General features: G+C 36.9%; 15 protein-coding genes. 9 read left to right on the forward strand and 6 right to left on the reverse strand.

From position 1 onward, the window contains the following. Window positions 1–12: 12 nt before the first annotated feature. Window positions 13–951, reverse strand: coding sequence for an energy transducer TonB (locus AADJ06_RS12260; RefSeq protein WP_341226747.1), 939 nt, complete (start codon window positions 949–951; stop codon window positions 13–15). Between the two features lie 295 nt (window positions 952–1,246). Here AADJ06_RS12260 and metG point away from each other — a divergent pair, with 295 nt between their 5' ends. Both metG and AADJ06_RS12270 read left to right on the forward strand, forming a co-directional pair. Continuing rightward, window positions 1,247–3,292 (forward strand): methionine--tRNA ligase, encoded by a 2,046-nt coding sequence (gene metG, locus AADJ06_RS12265; protein WP_341226748.1) that lies wholly within the window; start codon window positions 1,247–1,249, stop codon window positions 3,290–3,292. 22 nt (window positions 3,293–3,314) lie between these two features. Further along, window positions 3,315–4,517, forward strand: coding sequence for an NAD(P)-dependent oxidoreductase (locus AADJ06_RS12270; RefSeq protein ID WP_341226749.1), 1,203 nt, complete (start codon window positions 3,315–3,317; stop codon window positions 4,515–4,517). Between the two features lie 17 nt (window positions 4,518–4,534). Here AADJ06_RS12270 and AADJ06_RS12275 read toward each other — a convergent pair whose 3' ends face one another. Next, window positions 4,535–5,641 carry a Fic family protein gene (locus tag AADJ06_RS12275; protein WP_341226750.1) on the reverse strand — a complete coding sequence of 369 codons (1,107 nt, stop codon included), beginning with the start codon at window positions 5,639–5,641 and terminating at the stop codon, window positions 4,535–4,537. A gap of 334 nt (window positions 5,642–5,975) precedes the next feature. Between AADJ06_RS12275 and AADJ06_RS12280 the strand changes: the two genes are divergently transcribed. Then, window positions 5,976–6,371, forward strand: coding sequence for a T9SS type A sorting domain-containing protein (locus AADJ06_RS12280; protein WP_341226751.1), 396 nt, complete (start codon window positions 5,976–5,978; stop codon window positions 6,369–6,371). 100 nt (window positions 6,372–6,471) lie between these two features. On the opposite strand, the gene hemN is transcribed toward AADJ06_RS12280, so the two are convergent. Continuing rightward, a complete protein-coding gene (hemN, locus tag AADJ06_RS12285) occupies window positions 6,472–7,833 on the reverse strand; it encodes an oxygen-independent coproporphyrinogen III oxidase (RefSeq protein WP_341226752.1) in 1,362 nt (453 codons plus the stop codon). 328 nt (window positions 7,834–8,161) lie between these two features. Here hemN and AADJ06_RS12290 point away from each other — a divergent pair, with 328 nt between their 5' ends. Both AADJ06_RS12290 and AADJ06_RS12295 read left to right on the forward strand, forming a co-directional pair. Beyond that, window positions 8,162–8,551 carry a hypothetical protein gene (locus AADJ06_RS12290; protein WP_341226753.1) on the forward strand — a complete coding sequence of 130 codons (390 nt, stop codon included), beginning with the start codon at window positions 8,162–8,164 and terminating at the stop codon, window positions 8,549–8,551. Between the two features lie 87 nt (window positions 8,552–8,638). Continuing rightward, window positions 8,639–9,022 (forward strand): hypothetical protein, encoded by a 384-nt coding sequence (locus AADJ06_RS12295; RefSeq protein WP_341226754.1) that lies wholly within the window; start codon window positions 8,639–8,641, stop codon window positions 9,020–9,022. A 65-nt stretch (window positions 9,023–9,087) separates the two neighbouring features. Here AADJ06_RS12295 and yaaA read toward each other — a convergent pair whose 3' ends face one another. Next, the gene (gene yaaA / locus AADJ06_RS12300) at window positions 9,088–9,846 is read right to left on the reverse strand and encodes a peroxide stress protein YaaA (protein ID WP_341226755.1); all 759 of its coding nucleotides are present in this window, start codon (window positions 9,844–9,846) and stop codon (window positions 9,088–9,090) included. Between the two features lie 248 nt (window positions 9,847–10,094). Between yaaA and AADJ06_RS12305 the strand changes: the two genes are divergently transcribed. Beyond that, a complete protein-coding gene (locus AADJ06_RS12305) occupies window positions 10,095–10,388 on the forward strand; it encodes a hypothetical protein (RefSeq protein ID WP_341226756.1) in 294 nt (97 codons plus the stop codon). 79 nt (window positions 10,389–10,467) lie between these two features. Next, window positions 10,468–11,472 carry a DUF4097 family beta strand repeat-containing protein gene (locus AADJ06_RS12310; protein WP_341226757.1) on the forward strand — a complete coding sequence of 335 codons (1,005 nt, stop codon included), beginning with the start codon at window positions 10,468–10,470 and terminating at the stop codon, window positions 11,470–11,472. 92 nt (window positions 11,473–11,564) lie between these two features. Here AADJ06_RS12310 and AADJ06_RS12315 read toward each other — a convergent pair whose 3' ends face one another. Both AADJ06_RS12315 and AADJ06_RS12320 read right to left on the reverse strand, forming a co-directional pair. Beyond that, complete coding sequence (locus AADJ06_RS12315; protein ID WP_341226758.1) at window positions 11,565–14,840, reverse strand: two-component regulator propeller domain-containing protein; 3,276 nt, start codon at window positions 14,838–14,840, stop codon at window positions 11,565–11,567. A gap of 19 nt (window positions 14,841–14,859) precedes the next feature. Then, window positions 14,860–15,495 carry a response regulator transcription factor gene (locus tag AADJ06_RS12320; RefSeq protein ID WP_341226759.1) on the reverse strand — a complete coding sequence of 212 codons (636 nt, stop codon included), beginning with the start codon at window positions 15,493–15,495 and terminating at the stop codon, window positions 14,860–14,862. Window positions 15,496–15,800: 305 nt separating this feature from the next. On the opposite strand from AADJ06_RS12320, the gene AADJ06_RS12325 reads away from it, so the two are divergent. Continuing rightward, window positions 15,801–16,427 (forward strand): hypothetical protein, encoded by a 627-nt coding sequence (locus tag AADJ06_RS12325; protein ID WP_341226760.1) that lies wholly within the window; start codon window positions 15,801–15,803, stop codon window positions 16,425–16,427. A gap of 112 nt (window positions 16,428–16,539) precedes the next feature. Further along, complete coding sequence (locus AADJ06_RS12330) at window positions 16,540–18,159, forward strand: ATP-binding cassette domain-containing protein (protein WP_341226761.1); 1,620 nt, start codon at window positions 16,540–16,542, stop codon at window positions 18,157–18,159. The last annotated feature ends 85 nt before the right edge of the window (window positions 18,160–18,244 follow it).

The raw sequence follows: 18,244 nt of genomic DNA on the forward strand, positions 1-18,244 counted from the left end.
AAGTTGTTAACATTACTCCAATTGGAAATGAATAGGCATAGTAAAGAAAACAGAAGAGGGCTGACCTCTATATTCTCCTGGAATCCAATGGCCTTTCATCTTCTTTATTACTCTTTTGGCTTCGGCGTCTAGGCCAGGGGATACACTTTTAATTATTTTGGGGTTTACTATATTTCCGGAAGAGTCAATGGTAAACCTAAGCCAAACTGCACCTTCAATATTTGAGCGTTGGGCATTTGCTGGATATCTTATTTCATGGTTAATGAAAGAATACATGGCATTTACTCCCCCTTTAAACGTTGCGGACTCAGAGATTTCTTTATAAGAATAAGCCTCACCAGAGCTATCATAGGAAACTCCACGCTTAAGTTTTCCATGTTTATATGTATCTACATATCTCTTTTTGCCTTCAAAAGTTTCATTTAGCCAATCGCCTTCTTTTAAACCATCTATATATTGTCCAATATTTTGAGTCTCTTTTTCAAAATTCACTTCCTTTGAAGTACCATTTCCATCAATGACTAATTGTTCGCCGTCAATGGAATAGACTTCCGTCACCTTTGGTATTTCATCTTCTTCTCCCGTGTACCTTGACCGTTTGAATATTTCTCCGTTATCATAAAATTCCTGCCCAATACCTATTTGCAAGCCGTCTTTGAAAATTCCAGACTCTGCTACTTTAAGGTTTTTATGAAACTTTAGATATCTCCCTTGTCGCTCATATTTCCATTTTTCAGGAAACTCTGTGGCATAGCCTATGGCATACTTTTCTCCAGTAATATGAAAGTCTGTAATAAGAAAAAGATTAGAGTCTGGCTGAAAAACCTGGCGATAGTATTTTTTGTCTTTGTCGTCAGTTTCTGAAAAATACTTGTCGTAAAAAATCGCATTTTGTTGTGCAAAAGTAGATAGTGACAGAAATAAAAGAAATAGAGAACCTGTTGTTTTCATAAGTATGGATAAGGGTGATTTCTTAAATGAATACTTAAAATTAGCCTTTTCTAAAATTTCTCCAAAGCCAAAACACTGACCGCTCAAATATTCATGATTTTGGGTTTTGTCCGAGGTACCCTAGCAAAGCTGTTACTGATATTTCAACAGAATTAAATTTACAACGGAAAATGGCGGTTTTGCATTTACCGGAATTCTTGAAATATTCTACAATTGCTAGATTCCGAATAAGCGTGCTTAATTTCAGCCCATTTCTGACTAAATTTGCTGTCCGATTTCAAATACAAAAAGATTGATGAGCAAAACTCCGAAAAGATATACCGTAACAGCAGCTTTAATTTACGCCAATGGCCCTATTCATATTGGTCATTTGGCCGGGTGCTATCTGCCAGCCGATATTTATGTGCGTTATTTAAGAGCCAAAGGAAAAGACGTTGCCTTTATTTCGGGGACTGATGAGCACGGTGTGCCTATCACCATCAAAGCAAAAAAAGAAGGAATTACGCCTCAAGAATTAGTAGATAGATACCACAAACAAATCAAACAGAGCTTTGTGGACTTTGGGATTAACTTTGATGTTTACTCGCAAACCTCTAAACCAATTCACCATGAGGTTTCACAAGATTTCTTTAAAAAACTTTACGACCAAGGGGATTTTGTAGAAGAAGAAACGGAGCAGCTTTATGATGAAGCCGCAGGTCAATTTTTGGCCGATAGGTATGTGATAGGTACTTGCCCAAAATGCGGGAATGACAAAGCATACGGTGACCAATGTGAAAATTGTGGAACGGCACTTTCGCCTTTAGAATTAAAAAATCCGAAATCAACGCTTTCTGGTGCTGAGCCAATAAAAAAGGTGACCAAAAACTGGTATTTGCCTTTGGACAAAATGCAGCCAAAGATTGAAGAGTACGTCAATAGCCACCCAGAATGGAAAAATAATGTGGCAGGTCAGTGTAAATCTTGGCTTCAAGACGGGCTAAGGCCACGTGCCATGACCAGAGACCTAGACTGGGGTATAAAAGTACCCGTAGAAGGAGCAGATGGGAAAGTGCTTTATGTGTGGTTTGATGCACCTATTGGCTATATCACATTTACCCAAGAATGGGCTGCCGCAAATGGCAAAAACTGGAAAGATTACTGGCAATCTGAAGATGCTAAGCTGGTTCACTTTATAGGTAAGGACAATATCGTTTTCCACTGTATTATTTTCCCTGCCATGTTGATGGCTCATGGAGATTATACCTTGGCAGATAATGTTCCTGCCAATGAGTTTATGAATCTAGAAGGTGACAAAATCTCTACGTCAAGAAACTGGGCGGTATGGCTGCATGAGTATTTGGAAGAATTTCCTGGTAAAGAAGATGTGCTGCGTTATGCATTAACATCAAACGCTCCAGAGTCAAAAGATTCAGAATTTACATGGAAAGACTGGCAAACCAAAAACAACTCGGAGTTGGTGGCCATTTTAGGGAATTTTGTGAACCGTACCATGGTGCTTACTAATAAGTATTATGAAGGGGCTCTTCCTGCCAAAGGTGAATTAACGGACTTTGATAAAGAGACCTTAGCCAAATTAGCTCAGCTACCTTGTGATGTTTCTGATGCCTTAAAGAATTATAAATTTAGAGATGGCTTGTCTAGCATGATGGAGATAGCCAGACTAGGAAACAAGTATTTGGCAGACACAGAGCCGTGGAAGTTGATTAAAACTGACCCAGAACGTGTCAAAACCATCATGAACATTGCGGTGCAAATTACTGCAACACTCGGTGTAGTTTGTGAGCCATTTTTGCCATTTACGGCTACCAAAATTAATGCGATGCTCAATGTAGAGAAGCGTGAATGGATGTTTGCTGGCAATGCAGACGCTCTAGCAGATGGGCATCAATTAGAAAAGGCAACATTGCTTTTTGAGAAAATAGAAGATAAAACAGTAGAAGCTCAGGTTCAAAAATTATTGGATACCAAGAAAATGAATGAATTAGAAAATAAGGCAGTTCCTGAAATTAAGGAGGAAATAGTTTTTGATGATTTCATGAAACTAGATATTAGAGTTGGAACCATCTTAGAAGCCGAACCTATCAAAAAGAGTAAAAAGCTGCTTAAGTTCTTAATAGATGATGGTTTTGAGAAGAGAACCATTTTAAGCGGTATAGCAGAGCATTATAACCCAGAAGAGATGATTGGTCAGCAAGTAACGTTTGTGGCCAATTTAGCCCCAAGAAAAATGATGGGTGTGATGTCTGAAGGGATGATTCTGATGGCAGAAAATAATGATGGCGGCCTAGCCCTAATTCAGCCAGATAAGGCTGTTTGGAATGGTGGGACGGTGTCATAAAAAATAAAAACAAAGCTCCAAAATGAAGATTGGAATAATAAGAGAGGAGAAAAACCCACCAGATAGTAGAGTTACTTTAAGTCCAGCACACTGCAAGCTGCTCATAGAAATGGGCCTAGATGTGGTAGTGCAGCCATCTAAAGTAAGATGCTTTAGCGATGACGACTACTTAAAAGCGGGCATACCTATGCAAGAAGATTTAAGTGACAGAACACTGCTTATTGGTGTTAAAGAGGTACCTATCGAGCGTTTGATTCCTAATAAAACTTATTTCTTCTTTTCTCATACTTTCAAAGCTCAGCCTTATAATCAGAAATTACTCAAAGCCATTGTTGATAAAAACATCACTTTGATAGATTATGAGGTGCTGACAAATGATACTGGAGCTAGAGTTATAGCTTTCGGGAAATTTGCGGGTATGGTAGGTGCACATAATGCCTTATGGACTTATGGGAAGCGGACAGGTGCTTTTGACTTACCAAGAATGACAAACTTGTTTGACTATAAAGCTGCCAAAGAAGTTTATAATAAAACACAACTACCAAAGGTAAAAGTAGTGTTAACGGGCACGGGTAGAGTAGCTCAGGGAGCTGCCCAAGTGTTAAATGATATGGGTTTTACGAAAGTTAGGCCTATAGATTACGTTAGAAAAACGCATGATACGCCAGTTTATACGCAGTTGAATAGCTTCTATTATGCCAAAAGAAAGGATGGGGAGGTATTTGACGAAGTTCAAGATTTTTATAAAAACCCCAAAGATTACGATTCGGACTTTGAGCACTTTTTGCCCATGTCAGATATCATGATTAATGGTATATATTGGGATAATGACGCTCCAGCCTTTTTTACTTTGGAACAAATGGCCAGCCCAGATTTCAACATCAAAGTAATAGCGGATGTGACGTGTGATATAGCTCCTACTAGCTCTATCCCATCTACCTTAAGGCCAACCACTATTGCAGACCCTGTTTTTGGTTTTGACCCGGTTTCTAAATCAGAAGTGGCAAGTTTCCAAGAAAACGCCATAGACATGATGACCATAGATAACCTGCCAAATGAACTACCGAGAGACGCATCGGAAGCTTTTGGAGATATGTTTATAGAGCATGTTATTCCGGAATTAATAAAGGGAGAAAGCGATATGCTCACAAAAGCGACTATTGCTACGAAAAAGGATTTAGGCCCGCACTTTGAATACTTGAGAGATTACCTCGAAGGGAAATAAGTGAAGCTGATTTGGTTCTAGGCTATTTTTAGTTGATACGAAACACTTCTACCTCCACCGGTGGAAACAAAGATGCCTTTACTTACTAAATCTTGTAAATCTCTGGTGGCGGTGGCTTTTGATGTTTTGGTAAGGCCTATGTATTTTCGAGTATTCATTCCGCCTTCAAAACCCTCATAGCCTTCATCTAGCATTCTTTTTATAACCTTTTTCTGCCTTTCGTTAAGCTCTGTTTTATGCGTTTCAAAAAAGCTTGCCTTCTTTAAACTGAATCGTACTGTTTGTTCGAAGTCATTTTGAGCCTCCACTAATAAACCACAGAAATAATTAACCCATTTTGTTATTTCATTGCCTTGTTGGGCTTTTTCTAATTGGCTGTAATATGTTTTTTTGCCTGCTTCTATTGATTTAGAAAGACTCATTAATACAGGTTTCCCAAGGCCTTGTGCTAACGCTTTTTCTGCCAACAGTCTTCCTATACGTCCGTTTCCATCTTCAAAAGGGTGAACACTTTCAAAATACAGATGAGTGATAGCGGCACGAAGCATGGGGTTAAACATTTTTTGTTCCCCTTTTGGTGAGCTAGCATTAAACCATGTTACAAAGGCAGCCATTTCTTCAGGTACTTTTTGCGAGGGCGGAGCCTCAAAGTGCACTTTTTCTTTTCCCATGGCACCTGATATTACCTGCATGGGTTCTTCATGACTTCGCCATTTGCCTACTTCTACACCAAAGCTTCCTTTCATGAGAAGCTTATGCCAATCAAAAAGCATTTTTTCTGAAAGCGGTTTCTCAAAAGTCTCTCTGACTTTTATGAGGAGTTCGCCAAGGCCTTCAGAACGTTTATCTTTTATGAGAGCCTTGTTGGTAGGGAAACCGAGGTTTTTGCGGATAGAAGAGATAACATCTTTTCGGCTGATGTATTCACCTTCTATCTCTGAGGTCTTTATGGCTTCTTTTACTAATACATTTATAACGGAGACTTCTTGTTCAGCTTTGGAAAGCGTTTCCATAAAACCGCTGCTTTTGCCCACTTTCTCTAAAAAAGGGAGTAAAAGAGAAGCCGAAACTGCTTCGTCATACCTAAAATTAGGCCAGTCTTTTTGTTGCCAGTTATACCTCATGAGCCGAATGTTAATCCTATTCGGCTCAAATGTAATCAATTTATGAGCCGAATAGAAGTGCTAATCGGCTCAATTTATTTTTAGGGGCTGCTGTTTTTATAAGTACTCCTATAAGAAGGATTAATACTATGCTTGGTATTAAATAATTGTCCGAACCACCGTTCACTTGTTCGCTAACGAACGCGAAAATCACACTTGCAAATTTTAAATTACTTATAATGAGGAGATTGTATTTTATGGTACGCCTTTGGAATAATTGGCATTGAGGCTGCGATGGTAATGAGAAGTTTCATTTTCCATTGGAGCAGTCTTGAAATTTAAACAAAAACATATTATGAAAAAGTTATTAAAAATTGTTACAGGTCTAATGTTGGTTTCATCTTTTGCTTTAGCAAATAGTCCAAATGAGAAACTAGGAAATGTGGAAGCGAGAACGTTTAAAATGGCCATGTATTTTGACCAAGCTTCTGGCATTATTAAAACCTTTTACGAAAAAGACCTAGGAGAGTATCTTAAGATTGAGATTTTGAACACAAAAGGGAAAGTCTTAACAGAAAGCTTTATGAGTAAAAAAAGAAACTCAGCTAGGTATAATTTTGACATTAGTAACCTAGATAGTGGTGTATATACATTGAGAGTAAGTTTGGGAGATGAAGTGATAATCAGAAAGATTAGCTTATCGGAAGTAAATGCTAAAAAAGTGAATAACTATAAAATGGAGCTTATTTAGGCCCTGTTTTAAGTTCATTTTTAAATGGACACCAAGAATTAAAAGCTATTACAAAAAAATAAAGCCAATGCAATCAATATTTATTGCGTTGGCTTTTTGATTAGATAGTGGAGCTAAAAGTAGGAGTGTTTGGTTTTGCTCTATTAAGTCTGGCGTCAAAAAACATACAAATATTTCGAACGAAAGGCTTTCCTTTTTCAGTCACTTTTAGGCTATTTTTATCAATTTCTACCAGGCCATCCTTTACTAGTTCTCCCATTTTAGTAATGGCTGTGTCAATAATAGGTGATTGAGTTTGTGGCTCTTCCCAAGAAGTTTCAAATTGACACATGATAGCTAAAATGTGTTTTCTGAGAATTAAATCTTCCTCATTTAGAAGATGACCTTTAAAAATAGGAAACTCACCCTTGTTCACAATTTCCTGATACTCTTCCACGGTCTTAACGTTTTGAGCAAAACTATACCAGCTGTCGCTAATGCTAGACATACCAAGGCCTATCATAAGCTGAGTATTATTGGTGGTGTAGCCCATGAAATTTCTGTGAAGCTTATTTTCTGACATGGCTTCATACATATCATCAGTTTTGAGGGCAAAATGGTCCATACCAATTTCCACATAACCATTCTGGTCAAAAAGCTGTTTACCTAACTCGTAGAGTTCTCGTTTTTCTTCGTCTTTTGGTAGGTCGTTTTCATTAAAACCTCTTTGTCCTAAACCCTTTATCCAGGGTACGTGAGCATAACTGTAATAGGCGAGTCGGTCAGGTTTAAGCTCATTGGTTTTATCAATGGTATATTGAATATTTTCTTTGGTTTGATGAGGAAGCCCAAAAACCAAGTCATGACTTATGGAGGTGTAGCCTATTTCTTTACTCCACTCATGCACTTCTTTTACGTTTTCAAAAGGCTGCACCCGATTAATAGTCTTCTGAACCTTATCATTATAATCTTGAACCCCAAAACTCACTCTTCTGAAGCCTAAGTCATATAATGTTTGTAGTTGTTCTTTTGAAGTATGATTTGGGTGTCCTTCAAAACTGAATTCATATTTATTGGCAATGGTGGCATGTTCTACTATTCCACTTATGAGTTTTGTGAGGCTGGCCGAACTAAAGAATGTAGGTGTTCCGCCGCCTAAATGAATTTCTTTGATAAGTGGCTTCTCTTCAAAAAGACCAAGATATAATTGCCATTCTTTGATTACAGAATCTATATAAGGCTCCTCTACTTCGTGTCTTTTCGTAATACGTTTATGACAGCCGCAAAATGTGCAGAGGTTCTCACAGAAAGGCAAATGGATATAAAGACTGATTCCTTGGTGATTACTCTCTTTAAAAGATTTTAAAACAGTGTTTTTCCAGTCGGAAAGTGAGATGCCTTCTTTATCCCAATATGGCACGGTGGGGTAACTTGTGTATCTAGGGCCAGGTACATTATACTTTCTAATTAATTCTATATCCATTCGGCGTCTTGTCTTTGATGCAAAAATAAGGAGAACAAGTTTTTCTTCTAAGGTGGAAAACATGAACCATATCATTGTTTTATATAAATGTAAATTCGGTAGAAGAATGTTAAGAGAAATAAAACTTCAAAAAGACAGACAACTGAACTCCGATTCTAGCATCTCCCTATTCAAATCAGAAAGAGGAATGACCATTTAAACTTTTATTTTACCATACATACTATTATGCATTGCATAGTAGCTGGTTTAATGCTCACCTTTGACACATCGAAACGCAGTTAAGGCTGCAATTATTAAAAAGCTATTACTAAAAAAAACAATTACAATTATGAAAAAGCAATTCAAAACTATCGCCTTAGCCCTATTCGCCACTACGCTTTCTTTTGCTGCCTTGGCAAATACAGAGAATCCTGAGTCAGGAAAAGCAAAGACATTCGAGGTAGGAATGTATTACGATTATAACACAGGTACTATCAAGACATTTTTTGAGAAACAAAAAGGTGACCAATTAGAAATTACTTTTGAAGACAAGTATGGGAAGGAATTGGCTCAGTCGTTTTTAACCAAAAAGCAGGAGTCTGGTAGAGTTAATTTTGATATAAACACGCTTCCAAACGGAATGTATAATATTAAAGTTAGCAATGGTAAAGAAGAAACCTTACACCCTATTGATATCTCTCAGCCTACTCCAAAGACGGTGGTTAAGTTTACTAAGTAGTATCAACCCTATTATTATTCAACATTTAAAAGCAGTTAACCCTGCAATCATTAAAAAAGCTATTACAAAAAAATAAAAAATACAATTATGAAAAAGCAATTCAAAACTATCGCCTTAGCACTATTTACCACTACTCTTTCTTTTGCTGCTTTAGCAAATACCGAAAATCCAAACCCAGAAAAAGCTAAGACTTTCGAAGTAGCGATGTACTATAATTATAACACGGGTACTATCAAGACATTCTTTGAGAAACAAAAGGGCGACTACCTTCAAGTTACCTTTCTAGATAACGAAGGAAACAAACTCTCCCAGTCATTCTTAAGTAAAAAGCGGGAGTCGGGTAGGATTAACTTTGATATAAATACACTTCCTAATGGAACGTATAATATAAAGGTTAGCAATGGCAAAGAAGAGGTGATGCATCCGGTAAATATTTCACAGCCTTCACCAGTAAAAACTGTCAAGTTTTAAAAGAAACAAGAAACTTTAGTTTTAGGAAAGGGAAGTATGCTCAAAAGGAATACTTCCCTTTTATATTACCGGATAAAAACCAGTTCATTCTGGCTAGAGGCTTTAACGTCAAACTCGTAATTGCCATAGTTGAATGTTTTAAGGTCTTCTGCCTTTTCAATATTCTTATCTAAAATATACCTTACCATCATACCTCGAGCTTTTTTGGCATGAAAACTAACGACTTTAAGGTTTCCTTTTATGTAGTCTTTGAAAACTGGAGTAATTACCGGCGTTTTAAGTAGCTCAGGTTTAACTGCACTGAAATATTCGTTGCTCGCCAAATTGAGAAAAGGCTCACCGTCTTCTAATTCCTCGTTAATAGCTTGCGTAATTTTTTTGTCCCAAAACTTATAAAGGTTTGGTTTGCTTCCAACTTTAAGTTTTGTACCCATTTCAAGCCTGTATGGCTGAATCAAATCTAAGGGTTTAAGTAAGCCATAAAGACCAGACAGGATTCTAAGTTTATCATTCATTTGGTCAATTTGCTCAGGATTTAAAGTATAGGCATCTAATCCTAAATAAACATCTCCTTTAAAGGCAAAAATGGCTTGACGAGCATTTTTAGTATTGTATTCTTCCTCTCTGTTTAGGTTTCTTTCTCTATTTAATTCGGCCAAAGCTTTTGAGATACTCATCAAATCAGAGAGTTTCTTTACAGACTTAGTTTTTAGAGCGGCGTTTAGTTTTTCAGTTTCTTTTAAAAAACTAGGTATGCTAAACTTGTCGGTAGGCAATGCACTTTCAAAGTCTAATGTCTTGGCAGGAGAAATTACAATTTTCATAAATCTTTTTGGAATAGTACTCAGTCTATCAAGAAACGCTAATCTCGGGCTGACAGTTTCTGGTTTACCTAGTTTGTTATATTTTTCTACGTTCGGTATTTCTTATTTTGTCCGTTTATGGACATTTCTTGCTATATTATTTTTATTTAAACAGCTTGTTATTAGTGGTTTAGTTTGATTGGCATAGGTTTCGCTTTTAGAATTGTTATATAAATACTCATATAAGTTTGACATAAAAAAATGAAGTTATGGCACATATCGCGATACCAATTCCGCCAGGGAATGGCAAACAAGAAGTAGAAATTGAAGTAACCATAAATGGTCAAAAACAAGAACTTCATTACCGTGTAGAGCTTTTTTACTGGGAAGACTGTGAAGTACCGACAGTAGATAGAGCAGAGTGTATCAGTCACCTTCTGAAAGATTATGACCAAGAATGGAGCTTATATTTTATTGGTTCGCCTACCGACGAATTTGTTCCAATAACATTTGTGAAAAGAGATGATTTGAAAAAACAGCGAGCTCTGCTGCAACCTGTTTAGGATTTATGACATCTCAAAACCAAGCAAGGCTAAACACAAGCCTAAACAATTATTTACTCAATCTTAATCAATACAAATTATGAAAAAGCTATTCGTATTAGGTTTATTAACATGCATAAGCCTTATTTCTTATGCTCAGAAAGAGCCATTTTTAGTCAAAACCTTTAACGCCGGCGATATTGAAAACTTAAATGTCAAAACTTCAGGAGGAGGAATTGAAGTGACAGGCGTCTCGGGCTCACGTACAGTGGTGGAGGTCTTTATTAAAGGGAATGGAAGTCTTTCAAATGCAGAAATAGAAGATAGACTTAGAGACTATACTCTGGAAGTAAGAAAAGAAGGCGGAACACTTATTTGCTTTGCCAAGTCCAATGTGAAAAATAATTGGAAGAAAGCTCTTAGCATCACATTCAAAATAAAATCTCCAAGAAACGTAGATACAGAGTTGTTGACTAGTGGAGGAGGAATTCAATTGACAAACCTTCATGGCGACTTAAATTTCAGAACTAGTGGTGGAGGTCTTGATTTGAAAAACCTAAGTGGCGACATTTATGGTCGTACTTCTGGTGGTGGTATTCAGGTAAATAACATTCAAGATAGAGTAGACCTTAGTACTAGTGGCGGAGGAATAGACGTAACAAACGCTGAAGGCGAAATTAAATTAAGCACTTCAGGAGGAGGTATCAAACTTGCAGACATGCGAGGAGCTATAAATGCTCACACTAGCGGAGGAAGTGTAAAAGCTTCTAACATTCAAGGAGAGCTGATAACGGGTTCTTCAGGAGGTTCTATTCGCTTGGAAAGAATAGCAGCTAGTGTAAAAGCCACTACTAGCGGAGGAAGCATCTCTGCCGATATTTTAAAGGTAGGTGAGTTTTTGGTTTTGCATACAAGTGCTGGTGGAATTGACGTAAACCTGCCAATGGATAAAGGCATGGACCTGGATATTCGTGGCGGAAGAGTTACCATGGCGTATAAAAATTTTGACGGTAGTTTTGATAAGAACCATGTCCGTGGTAAAATCAATGGCGGTGGGGTCAATGTAGACATCTCAGCTAACTCTGGTCATGTAAATATTAACTAAGAGCACTTATAGCAGAAATAGAAAAATCCGAGTTAAACAATATAAGTTCTAGCTCGGATTTTTCCCTTTTAAAGGGAGGTAATCATAATAACTTACCTATTGGTAGGGATTTCCAAATCAACAGTGAAACCGTTTTTAAAGTAAGATTTCAGAGTACCCTTTAATGATTCTGCTCTAGCCTTCATATTGCTCATTCCTAAGCCATCAGAAGAGCTTGTGTTTTTCTTTGAGCCATTATCACTAATTTTCAATGTTAAGGTGTTGCCTTTTTTATTGAAAGTAATGGTAACATGTTTGGCATCAGAATGTTTAAGGATATTGGTGATAGCTTCTTTAAAGATGAGGTAAACGTTTTGTCTTATTTCTGGACTGATAAACTCCCCCGTTTTAGGGCTTTCTACTTTAAAATCATAGGTTATGTTTTTAAGTGGGAGGTTGTTTTCGGCAAAAGACCTCATTCTATCTGTAAGGTTTTCGTATTTGTCCTTTCTGGCATCCATGGCCCATACGGTATCTCGCATTCTTTCCATGGCATCTCTACTCATTTCACTTAAGGTAGTAAGCTCTTTTTGTTGTGTTTCGTCGGCCGAATAAGACATTAATTCTGACTTCATAGATAAGCCAGAAAGTATGCTTCCTACATCATCGTGAAGGTCGGTTGATATTTTAGCCCGCATGGCCTGTGTAGCTTTATACTTTTCTAAAGTTAGATACACGTTATAGCGAGTCCAGGCGTAAATAAGTAGCAAGGCAAAAGAAATATAAAACAAATAAGCCCACCAAGTTTTCCACCAAGGTGGTGTAATGCTAAAATGATATTGACTGATGTTACTCCAAACTCCTGCCTCATTCATAGCTTTAACTTTGAAAGTATATTTCCCTGGGCTTAAATTGCCATAAGTAGCTTCAGGAGTGTTTGCAATGGAGCTCCAGTTTTTTTCTAAGCCCTCCAGTTGATATTGATATTTTACGGATTTAGGTTTGTTTACATCAATTCCTACAAACTCAAAACTCACAAAGTTGTTATCATAGGGCAGTATGGGGTCCAGCGGAATCGCAGTGTTTTCAATTAGGCCATTGAACTTAAAACGACCTACTTTAAGACCATTTTTTAAGGTATATGAGCTGTCTGTAGTCCAGTTTATGTTTTCGTTGAATAGTTTGAAATTAAGCAGTTCAGCTTCTATTTCACTTTCTGTTTGCCGAACCTCATGGAGATCAACCAGCGATACCTTGTCAAGTTGTGGAATCCAAAGGCGGTTTAACTTATCTTTCAGGATAAAATACCTGCCGTCTCCACTTCCAGGGAAGTTGTTCTCTTGACCGAACGAGGTGAAAAGTGTTTTTCCATAAGTGTGGTTTTGGGAGTCCAAACTATCTAGAGCCTTTTTGTCAATTTTAGCTATCCCGTTTCGAGTGTTTAACCACATGTTTTTCTTATCATCTTGAATAGCTGTTAATAGAATATTACTGGGGAGGCCGTCTTCTATACCAAACTGACTAATTTTTTTGGTTTTGGGGTTTACCCTAAACAAACCTTCTCCTACTAAAGAACTTAACCAGTAGGCTCCAGTATGATCTTGATAGCAGCTTTCAATAATGCTAAGATTTTGACCTTCAGTTTTTGGGTAATTTGTTAAAATGCTTTGTTCTTTATTTAAAATTGAAACTCCAGCAAAAGTTGTAAAGATATAGTTGGAGTCCACATCCTGACTTATTTGGATAATTTCGGGGTCAACCAAGCCCTGCTCTACAGTATAATGAGTTCTTGAATTAGCTTTTTTATTAATTTTGAAAACACCCTCCTTCTCTCGCGAACTATACCACAGGTCTCCTTTGTGGTCTGTATAAAGAGATACTAAAGCCTCACCCGAATCTAGATATTGCGTAATGGTTTTGCGGTCCGCTGAAAGCTTAGAAAGAGGGCCATCCCAAAATCCAAACCACATTTCTTTATCCTGATCCTCAGTTATGGAATTTATGTTTTGTCCACCTAGTCCGTTTTTTTTGTTAAAGTTAGTTATGGTGCCAGCATTAAGATTAAAGTATGAGAGGCCTCCCAAATCGCAACCAGCCCATATGTTTCCTTTAGTGTCTTCAAAAAGGCTTCTTACAGATTTACTGGTAAGGCCATCTTGGTAGTAAATACTCGAGAACATTTTGTTGTACTTAACGGCACCCTGGTAAGTCCCTATCCAGATATTCCCAGCCTTGTCCTGAAGTATGCCGTCGGTTTCGTCACTTGGTAGTCCATCTGAAATATTTATATGATTTATTTGGTTTTCTTTAAGGTTAAATACACCGTCAGATTTTGTAGAGAACCAAATTGTTTCGGAGTCATCCTCCATTATGTTTTTCACAAAGGAATTCCCCAATTTATCAAAGGAGGTAATAGCTTCTCCGTCATATTGAGATATAGTTGCCAAGGAGCCGAACCAAATAGAGCCGTCTTTACTTTCTTTTAAACAAGAGATGCTTTTACTAGCGGTAGATATTTGATAAAATGACTGCCCGTCATATTTAATTAAGCCATTTTGCTCACTCGCAATCCAGATATTGCCCTTTTTGTCTTCTAATATTGCATTGATTTTTCCTGGCACCTCACTAAAACAGATGATTTCTTCCAGTTTATTTTTTTCTACTTTGCAAAGGCCACTTGCATAGCTTGCAAACCAAAAATTTCCATTTTTGTCTTGTAGAGTTTGATTAATTCCCTCTTTCAGGAGGGTACTTTCTGTGTAAAAGTTAGACATGTTTTCTCCGTCAAATCGACTAACACCTTTCCTGTGACTAAACCATATATTTCCATCATAGTCTTCATAAACGTGCTCTACATAACCGTCAATCAAGCCTTGATTCTGACTGAAGTTTTCATAGGTATGTCCATTATATTTGGAAACGCCTAAGTAAGACGAAAACCATATATTTCCTTTACTGTCTTGAAGGATGTCGTGAATCTTACTGTCAATAAGCCCCGAGGTAAGCGTATAGATATTAAAATTTAGAGGATTATAGTCTGGAAAATTTGGTGGTTTGGCAGTATTAATCTGAGGTGTTCGGCTTTTTACTTTTTGCTCAATTAATGGTGTCTTCGTCGGCTGGCTTTGATTTAACTTTTTTCCACCAGGTTTAATTATAGTAGGAAGTATTGTTCTGCTTTTTTCAGTATACTCTATTGTTTGGGTTTTGCCAACAGACTTTGTCAATATTGGCCCCATGGAGCTTTTTTGTGGCTTTGGCAGGCTATCAAGTAAGATTGTTTCAAAAACTAATTCTCTTGTCTGTGATATTTCTGTAGCTGATTTTGGAGAAGTGCCCTGTTTGCAGGATATAAATGCTAATAGAATTAGGCAGATCGTACGTTTCAAACAAGCCATGTTATCTACCTTAAGAAATCTGACCTTTCATAAATTTAGAAATAGCCTCGGTTTTATTACTTACATGTAATTTTTTATACATACGTTTAATGTGCGAACGTACGGTTTCTACCGAAATATTAAAGTCTTCTGCTATTTGGAGGTAGGTTTTTCCGTCTACCAAACTTTGTAAAATTTCAAGCTGTCTCTCTGGTAAACTAAATTTAGCTCCAGATTTTCTAGGAGACAAATGGTTGAAAATTTCCCTTGCAATGGCTGGCGACATATAGGAGCCACCGCTGTCAACTATATTAACGGCATCTAAAATAGCTTTCAAACCCGCTTTTTTTGAAACATAAGAACATGCACCATTGTATATAGCTTTTAAAATGACATCCTCCTCTTCATAGGTGGTTAGCATGATAATATCTAGCTCAGGAAAACTTTTTTTTATAGGGATTATGGCATCAATTCCCGAAATGCCGGGCAAACCCACATCTAGTATTAAAATGGATGGAGTCTCAAGCTTCGATAGATTTGTAGGATTAATAAAGTCTTCGGCCGAATGAAAAACTCCTGTAATTTTTATATCAGGTTGTAATTGTAACAATGAAGAAACACTATCCGTAACTATTTTGTCATCATCTATTAGGCAGACTCTTTTCATGCTGGTTTTATAGGACTGTTAAATACTTTTTGGAAGTTTCACTAGCACGAATTTAACATTTTAATTAAGTGAGCAGCACTTTCAGGGTAGCGAAAATCAAGAAATTTCCATTATTTAAAAAGGTTAATTGGGATAAAGGAGAATTTTGAGAGTTTAAAATATGCTTCATAGCCAACAATTTATCCAGACAATAGGTGTTTTTTAACCGACACATAGGCCTATCATTTTTTATTAGTAGGATGTTTAATGTCAGAATTTTCAAAAAGAATAAAAGAGGTAAATTTGGAGAAATTATACTTTAATTTATGTTGAGAGAGTTAGCTAAATCTATATTTCATCAATTTCCAGAGTCTGTTCAACATTCCTTTCGGAAATACGAATTTAATAAATGGGCATCTTCAGGTAGGTCAATTCCGCCGCCCCAAGTTGTTAAGCTATTTAAAATTCATGAATTACAAGAAACGTATAATTGTAACACATTTATTGAGACAGGGACTTATAAAGGGGATATGATTTTTGCACTAAAAAGTCATTTCAAAAAACTGATAACGGTAGAATTGTCTCCGCTATACTATAATAAGGCTGTTGAGAGATTTAAAAAAGATCGGCACGTTGAATTGAATTTCGGAGATAGTGGAGACTTAATGCCAAAAATTATAAAGAAGCTTTCAAGTACCTCCCTTTTCTGGTTAGACGGGCACTTTTCTTCTGGAGAGACAGCTCAAGGTGAGATGGATTGCCCAATTTACGGCGAGTTGCGAGCTATCTTTTCTTCACCATATAATCATGTTTTACTGATAGACGATGCTAGGTGCTTTACCGGTGAAAATGATTACCCTACTATTCCAGAATTGAGTTCTTTTATTGAAAAACATAAGCCAGGAAGTTTTTTTGAGGTAAAGGATGATTTGATTACTGTTATTGTGAAATAGGTAGTATTCTTAGTTTAAATATAATTGACCTAATGGTCATTTTATAGGGCTTCTATTTGCCATATAAAAACCTTACCTTTGCAGCCATTTTTAGAAGAAAATTCATCAGTTTATGTTAACAGTTTCTAATATATCTCTTCAGTTCGGAAAAAGAGTTCTCTTTGACAATGTCAATTTGAAATTTGTTCCAGGTAACGTTTACGGTCTTATTGGTGCCAATGGTGCAGGTAAGTCTACATTCGTTAAAATTCTTTCAGGCGAAATAGAAGCGACCTCAGGTTCTTTCAGTCTTGACCCAGGAGAGAGAATGTCGGTTTTGAGTCAAAATCAAAATGCCTATGATGAATATCCAGTTTTAGAAACTGTGATGAGAGGTAACGAAAAACTTATAGAGGTGATGCATGAAAAAGATGCCATCTATATGAAGGAAGATTTCACAGAAGAAGACGGTAATCGTGCAGCAGACCTAGAAGCTGAGTTTGCTGAAATGAACGGTTGGGAAGCGGAGTCAGATGCTGCTACTTTACTTTCAGGTCTTGGTGTGAAAGAGCAATATCACCAAACTTTAATGGCTGATTTGAATCTGTCTGAAAAAGTGAAGGTTCTTTTAGCTCAAGCTCTTTTTGGAAATCCTGATGTTCTTTTATTGGATGAGCCTACCAACAACTTGGACATTGAATCTATTTTATGGTTAGAGAATTTCTTGATGAATTTCAAGAATACAGTAATTGTAGTATCTCACGATAGACACTTTTTGGATAACGTTTGTACATACATTGCTGATTTAGATTTTAAGAAAATAAATCTTTACGGTGGTAACTATACCTTCTGGTATGAGTCCAGTCAATTGGCGGCACGTCAGCGTTCTGACCAGAATAAAAAAGCAGAGGAGAAAAAGAAAGAGTTGGAAGACTTTATTCGTCGTTTTTCTGCCAATGTGGCTAAGTCTAAGCAGGCTACGGCTCGTCAAAAAATGATTGATAAGTTAGACATTTCGGCTATACAGCCATCATCAAGAAGGTATCCGTATATAGGCTTTAAGCCAGAAAGAGAAGTAGGAGACCAGATGTTAATGGTAGAAGACCTTAGCTATATGAATGAGGAAGGAGAGTATCTTTTCAAAGACCTTTCTTTTCAAGTAATGAAAAAGGATAAGATTGCCTTTTTAAGCAAAGACGGTTTAGCTGTTTCGGCTCTTTTTGACATTTTAATGGGTAAGAAAAAAGCTACTTCTGGAGATTTTAAGTGGGGAGTAACTATAACTAAAGACTATCTACCAAATGATAATACGGAGTACTTCTCTGATTCGGATTTAAATTTAGTTGATTGGCTTCGTCAATACTCTGAAGATAAAGACGAGACTTTTGTCAGAAGCTTCTTAGGAAGAATGCTTTTTGCAGGAGAGGAAGCATTGAAACAATGTACTGTTTTATCAGGGGGAGAAAAGCAGCGTTGTATGTTCTCAAAAATGATGCTTTCTAACTCAAACGTCTTACTATTTGATGAACCTACCAATCACCTTGATTTGGAGTCAATTCAAGCCTTAAATAAAGGCATGGAAGAGTATGATAGTAATATCCTTTTTACATGTCATGATCATCAGTTAACTAATACGGTTGCAAATAGAGTTATTGAACTCACGCCAAACGGCAGTTTAGATAAGCTTATGAGCTTTGATGATTATTTGACAGACGCTAAAGTAAAAGCTCAGCGAAACGAGTTATATAATTAATTAGCCTCTCTAAAATTATAGGGCATAAAAAAGAGGCTGTCTCATATTAAAAAATGAGATGGCCTTTTTTCGTGCTAAATACCCT

It is taken from the genome of uncultured Arcticibacterium sp. (genome assembly GCF_964021845.1).
Lineage (GTDB): Bacteria > Bacteroidota > Bacteroidia > Cytophagales > Spirosomataceae > Arcticibacterium.

What these genes read in the sequence shown, in the direction of transcription:
- AADJ06_RS12330 (WP_341226761.1), top strand. Translation starts at nt 16,540, where the DNA reads ATGTTAACAGTTTCTAATATATCTCTTCAGTTCGGAAAAAGAGTTCTC.
- yaaA (WP_341226755.1), bottom strand. Translation starts at nt 9,846, where the DNA reads ATGAAAATTGTAATTTCTCCTGCCAAGACATTAGACTTTGAAAGTGCA.
- AADJ06_RS12325 (WP_341226760.1), top strand. Translation starts at nt 15,801, where the DNA reads ATGTTGAGAGAGTTAGCTAAATCTATATTTCATCAATTTCCAGAGTCT.
- AADJ06_RS12295 (WP_341226754.1), top strand. Translation starts at nt 8,639, where the DNA reads ATGAAAAAGCAATTCAAAACTATCGCCTTAGCACTATTTACCACTACT.
- AADJ06_RS12305 (WP_341226756.1), top strand. Translation starts at nt 10,095, where the DNA reads ATGGCACATATCGCGATACCAATTCCGCCAGGGAATGGCAAACAAGAA.
- AADJ06_RS12310 (WP_341226757.1), top strand. Translation starts at nt 10,468, where the DNA reads ATGAAAAAGCTATTCGTATTAGGTTTATTAACATGCATAAGCCTTATT.
- AADJ06_RS12275 (WP_341226750.1), bottom strand. Translation starts at nt 5,641, where the DNA reads ATGAGGTATAACTGGCAACAAAAAGACTGGCCTAATTTTAGGTATGAC.
- hemN (WP_341226752.1), bottom strand. Translation starts at nt 7,833, where the DNA reads ATGGATATAGAATTAATTAGAAAGTATAATGTACCTGGCCCTAGATAC.
- AADJ06_RS12270 (WP_341226749.1), top strand. Translation starts at nt 3,315, where the DNA reads ATGAAGATTGGAATAATAAGAGAGGAGAAAAACCCACCAGATAGTAGA.
- AADJ06_RS12290 (WP_341226753.1), top strand. Translation starts at nt 8,162, where the DNA reads ATGAAAAAGCAATTCAAAACTATCGCCTTAGCCCTATTCGCCACTACG.
- AADJ06_RS12260 (WP_341226747.1), bottom strand. Translation starts at nt 951, where the DNA reads ATGAAAACAACAGGTTCTCTATTTCTTTTATTTCTGTCACTATCTACT.
- AADJ06_RS12280 (WP_341226751.1), top strand. Translation starts at nt 5,976, where the DNA reads ATGAAAAAGTTATTAAAAATTGTTACAGGTCTAATGTTGGTTTCATCT.
- metG (WP_341226748.1), top strand. Translation starts at nt 1,247, where the DNA reads ATGAGCAAAACTCCGAAAAGATATACCGTAACAGCAGCTTTAATTTAC.
- AADJ06_RS12320 (WP_341226759.1), bottom strand. Translation starts at nt 15,495, where the DNA reads ATGAAAAGAGTCTGCCTAATAGATGATGACAAAATAGTTACGGATAGT.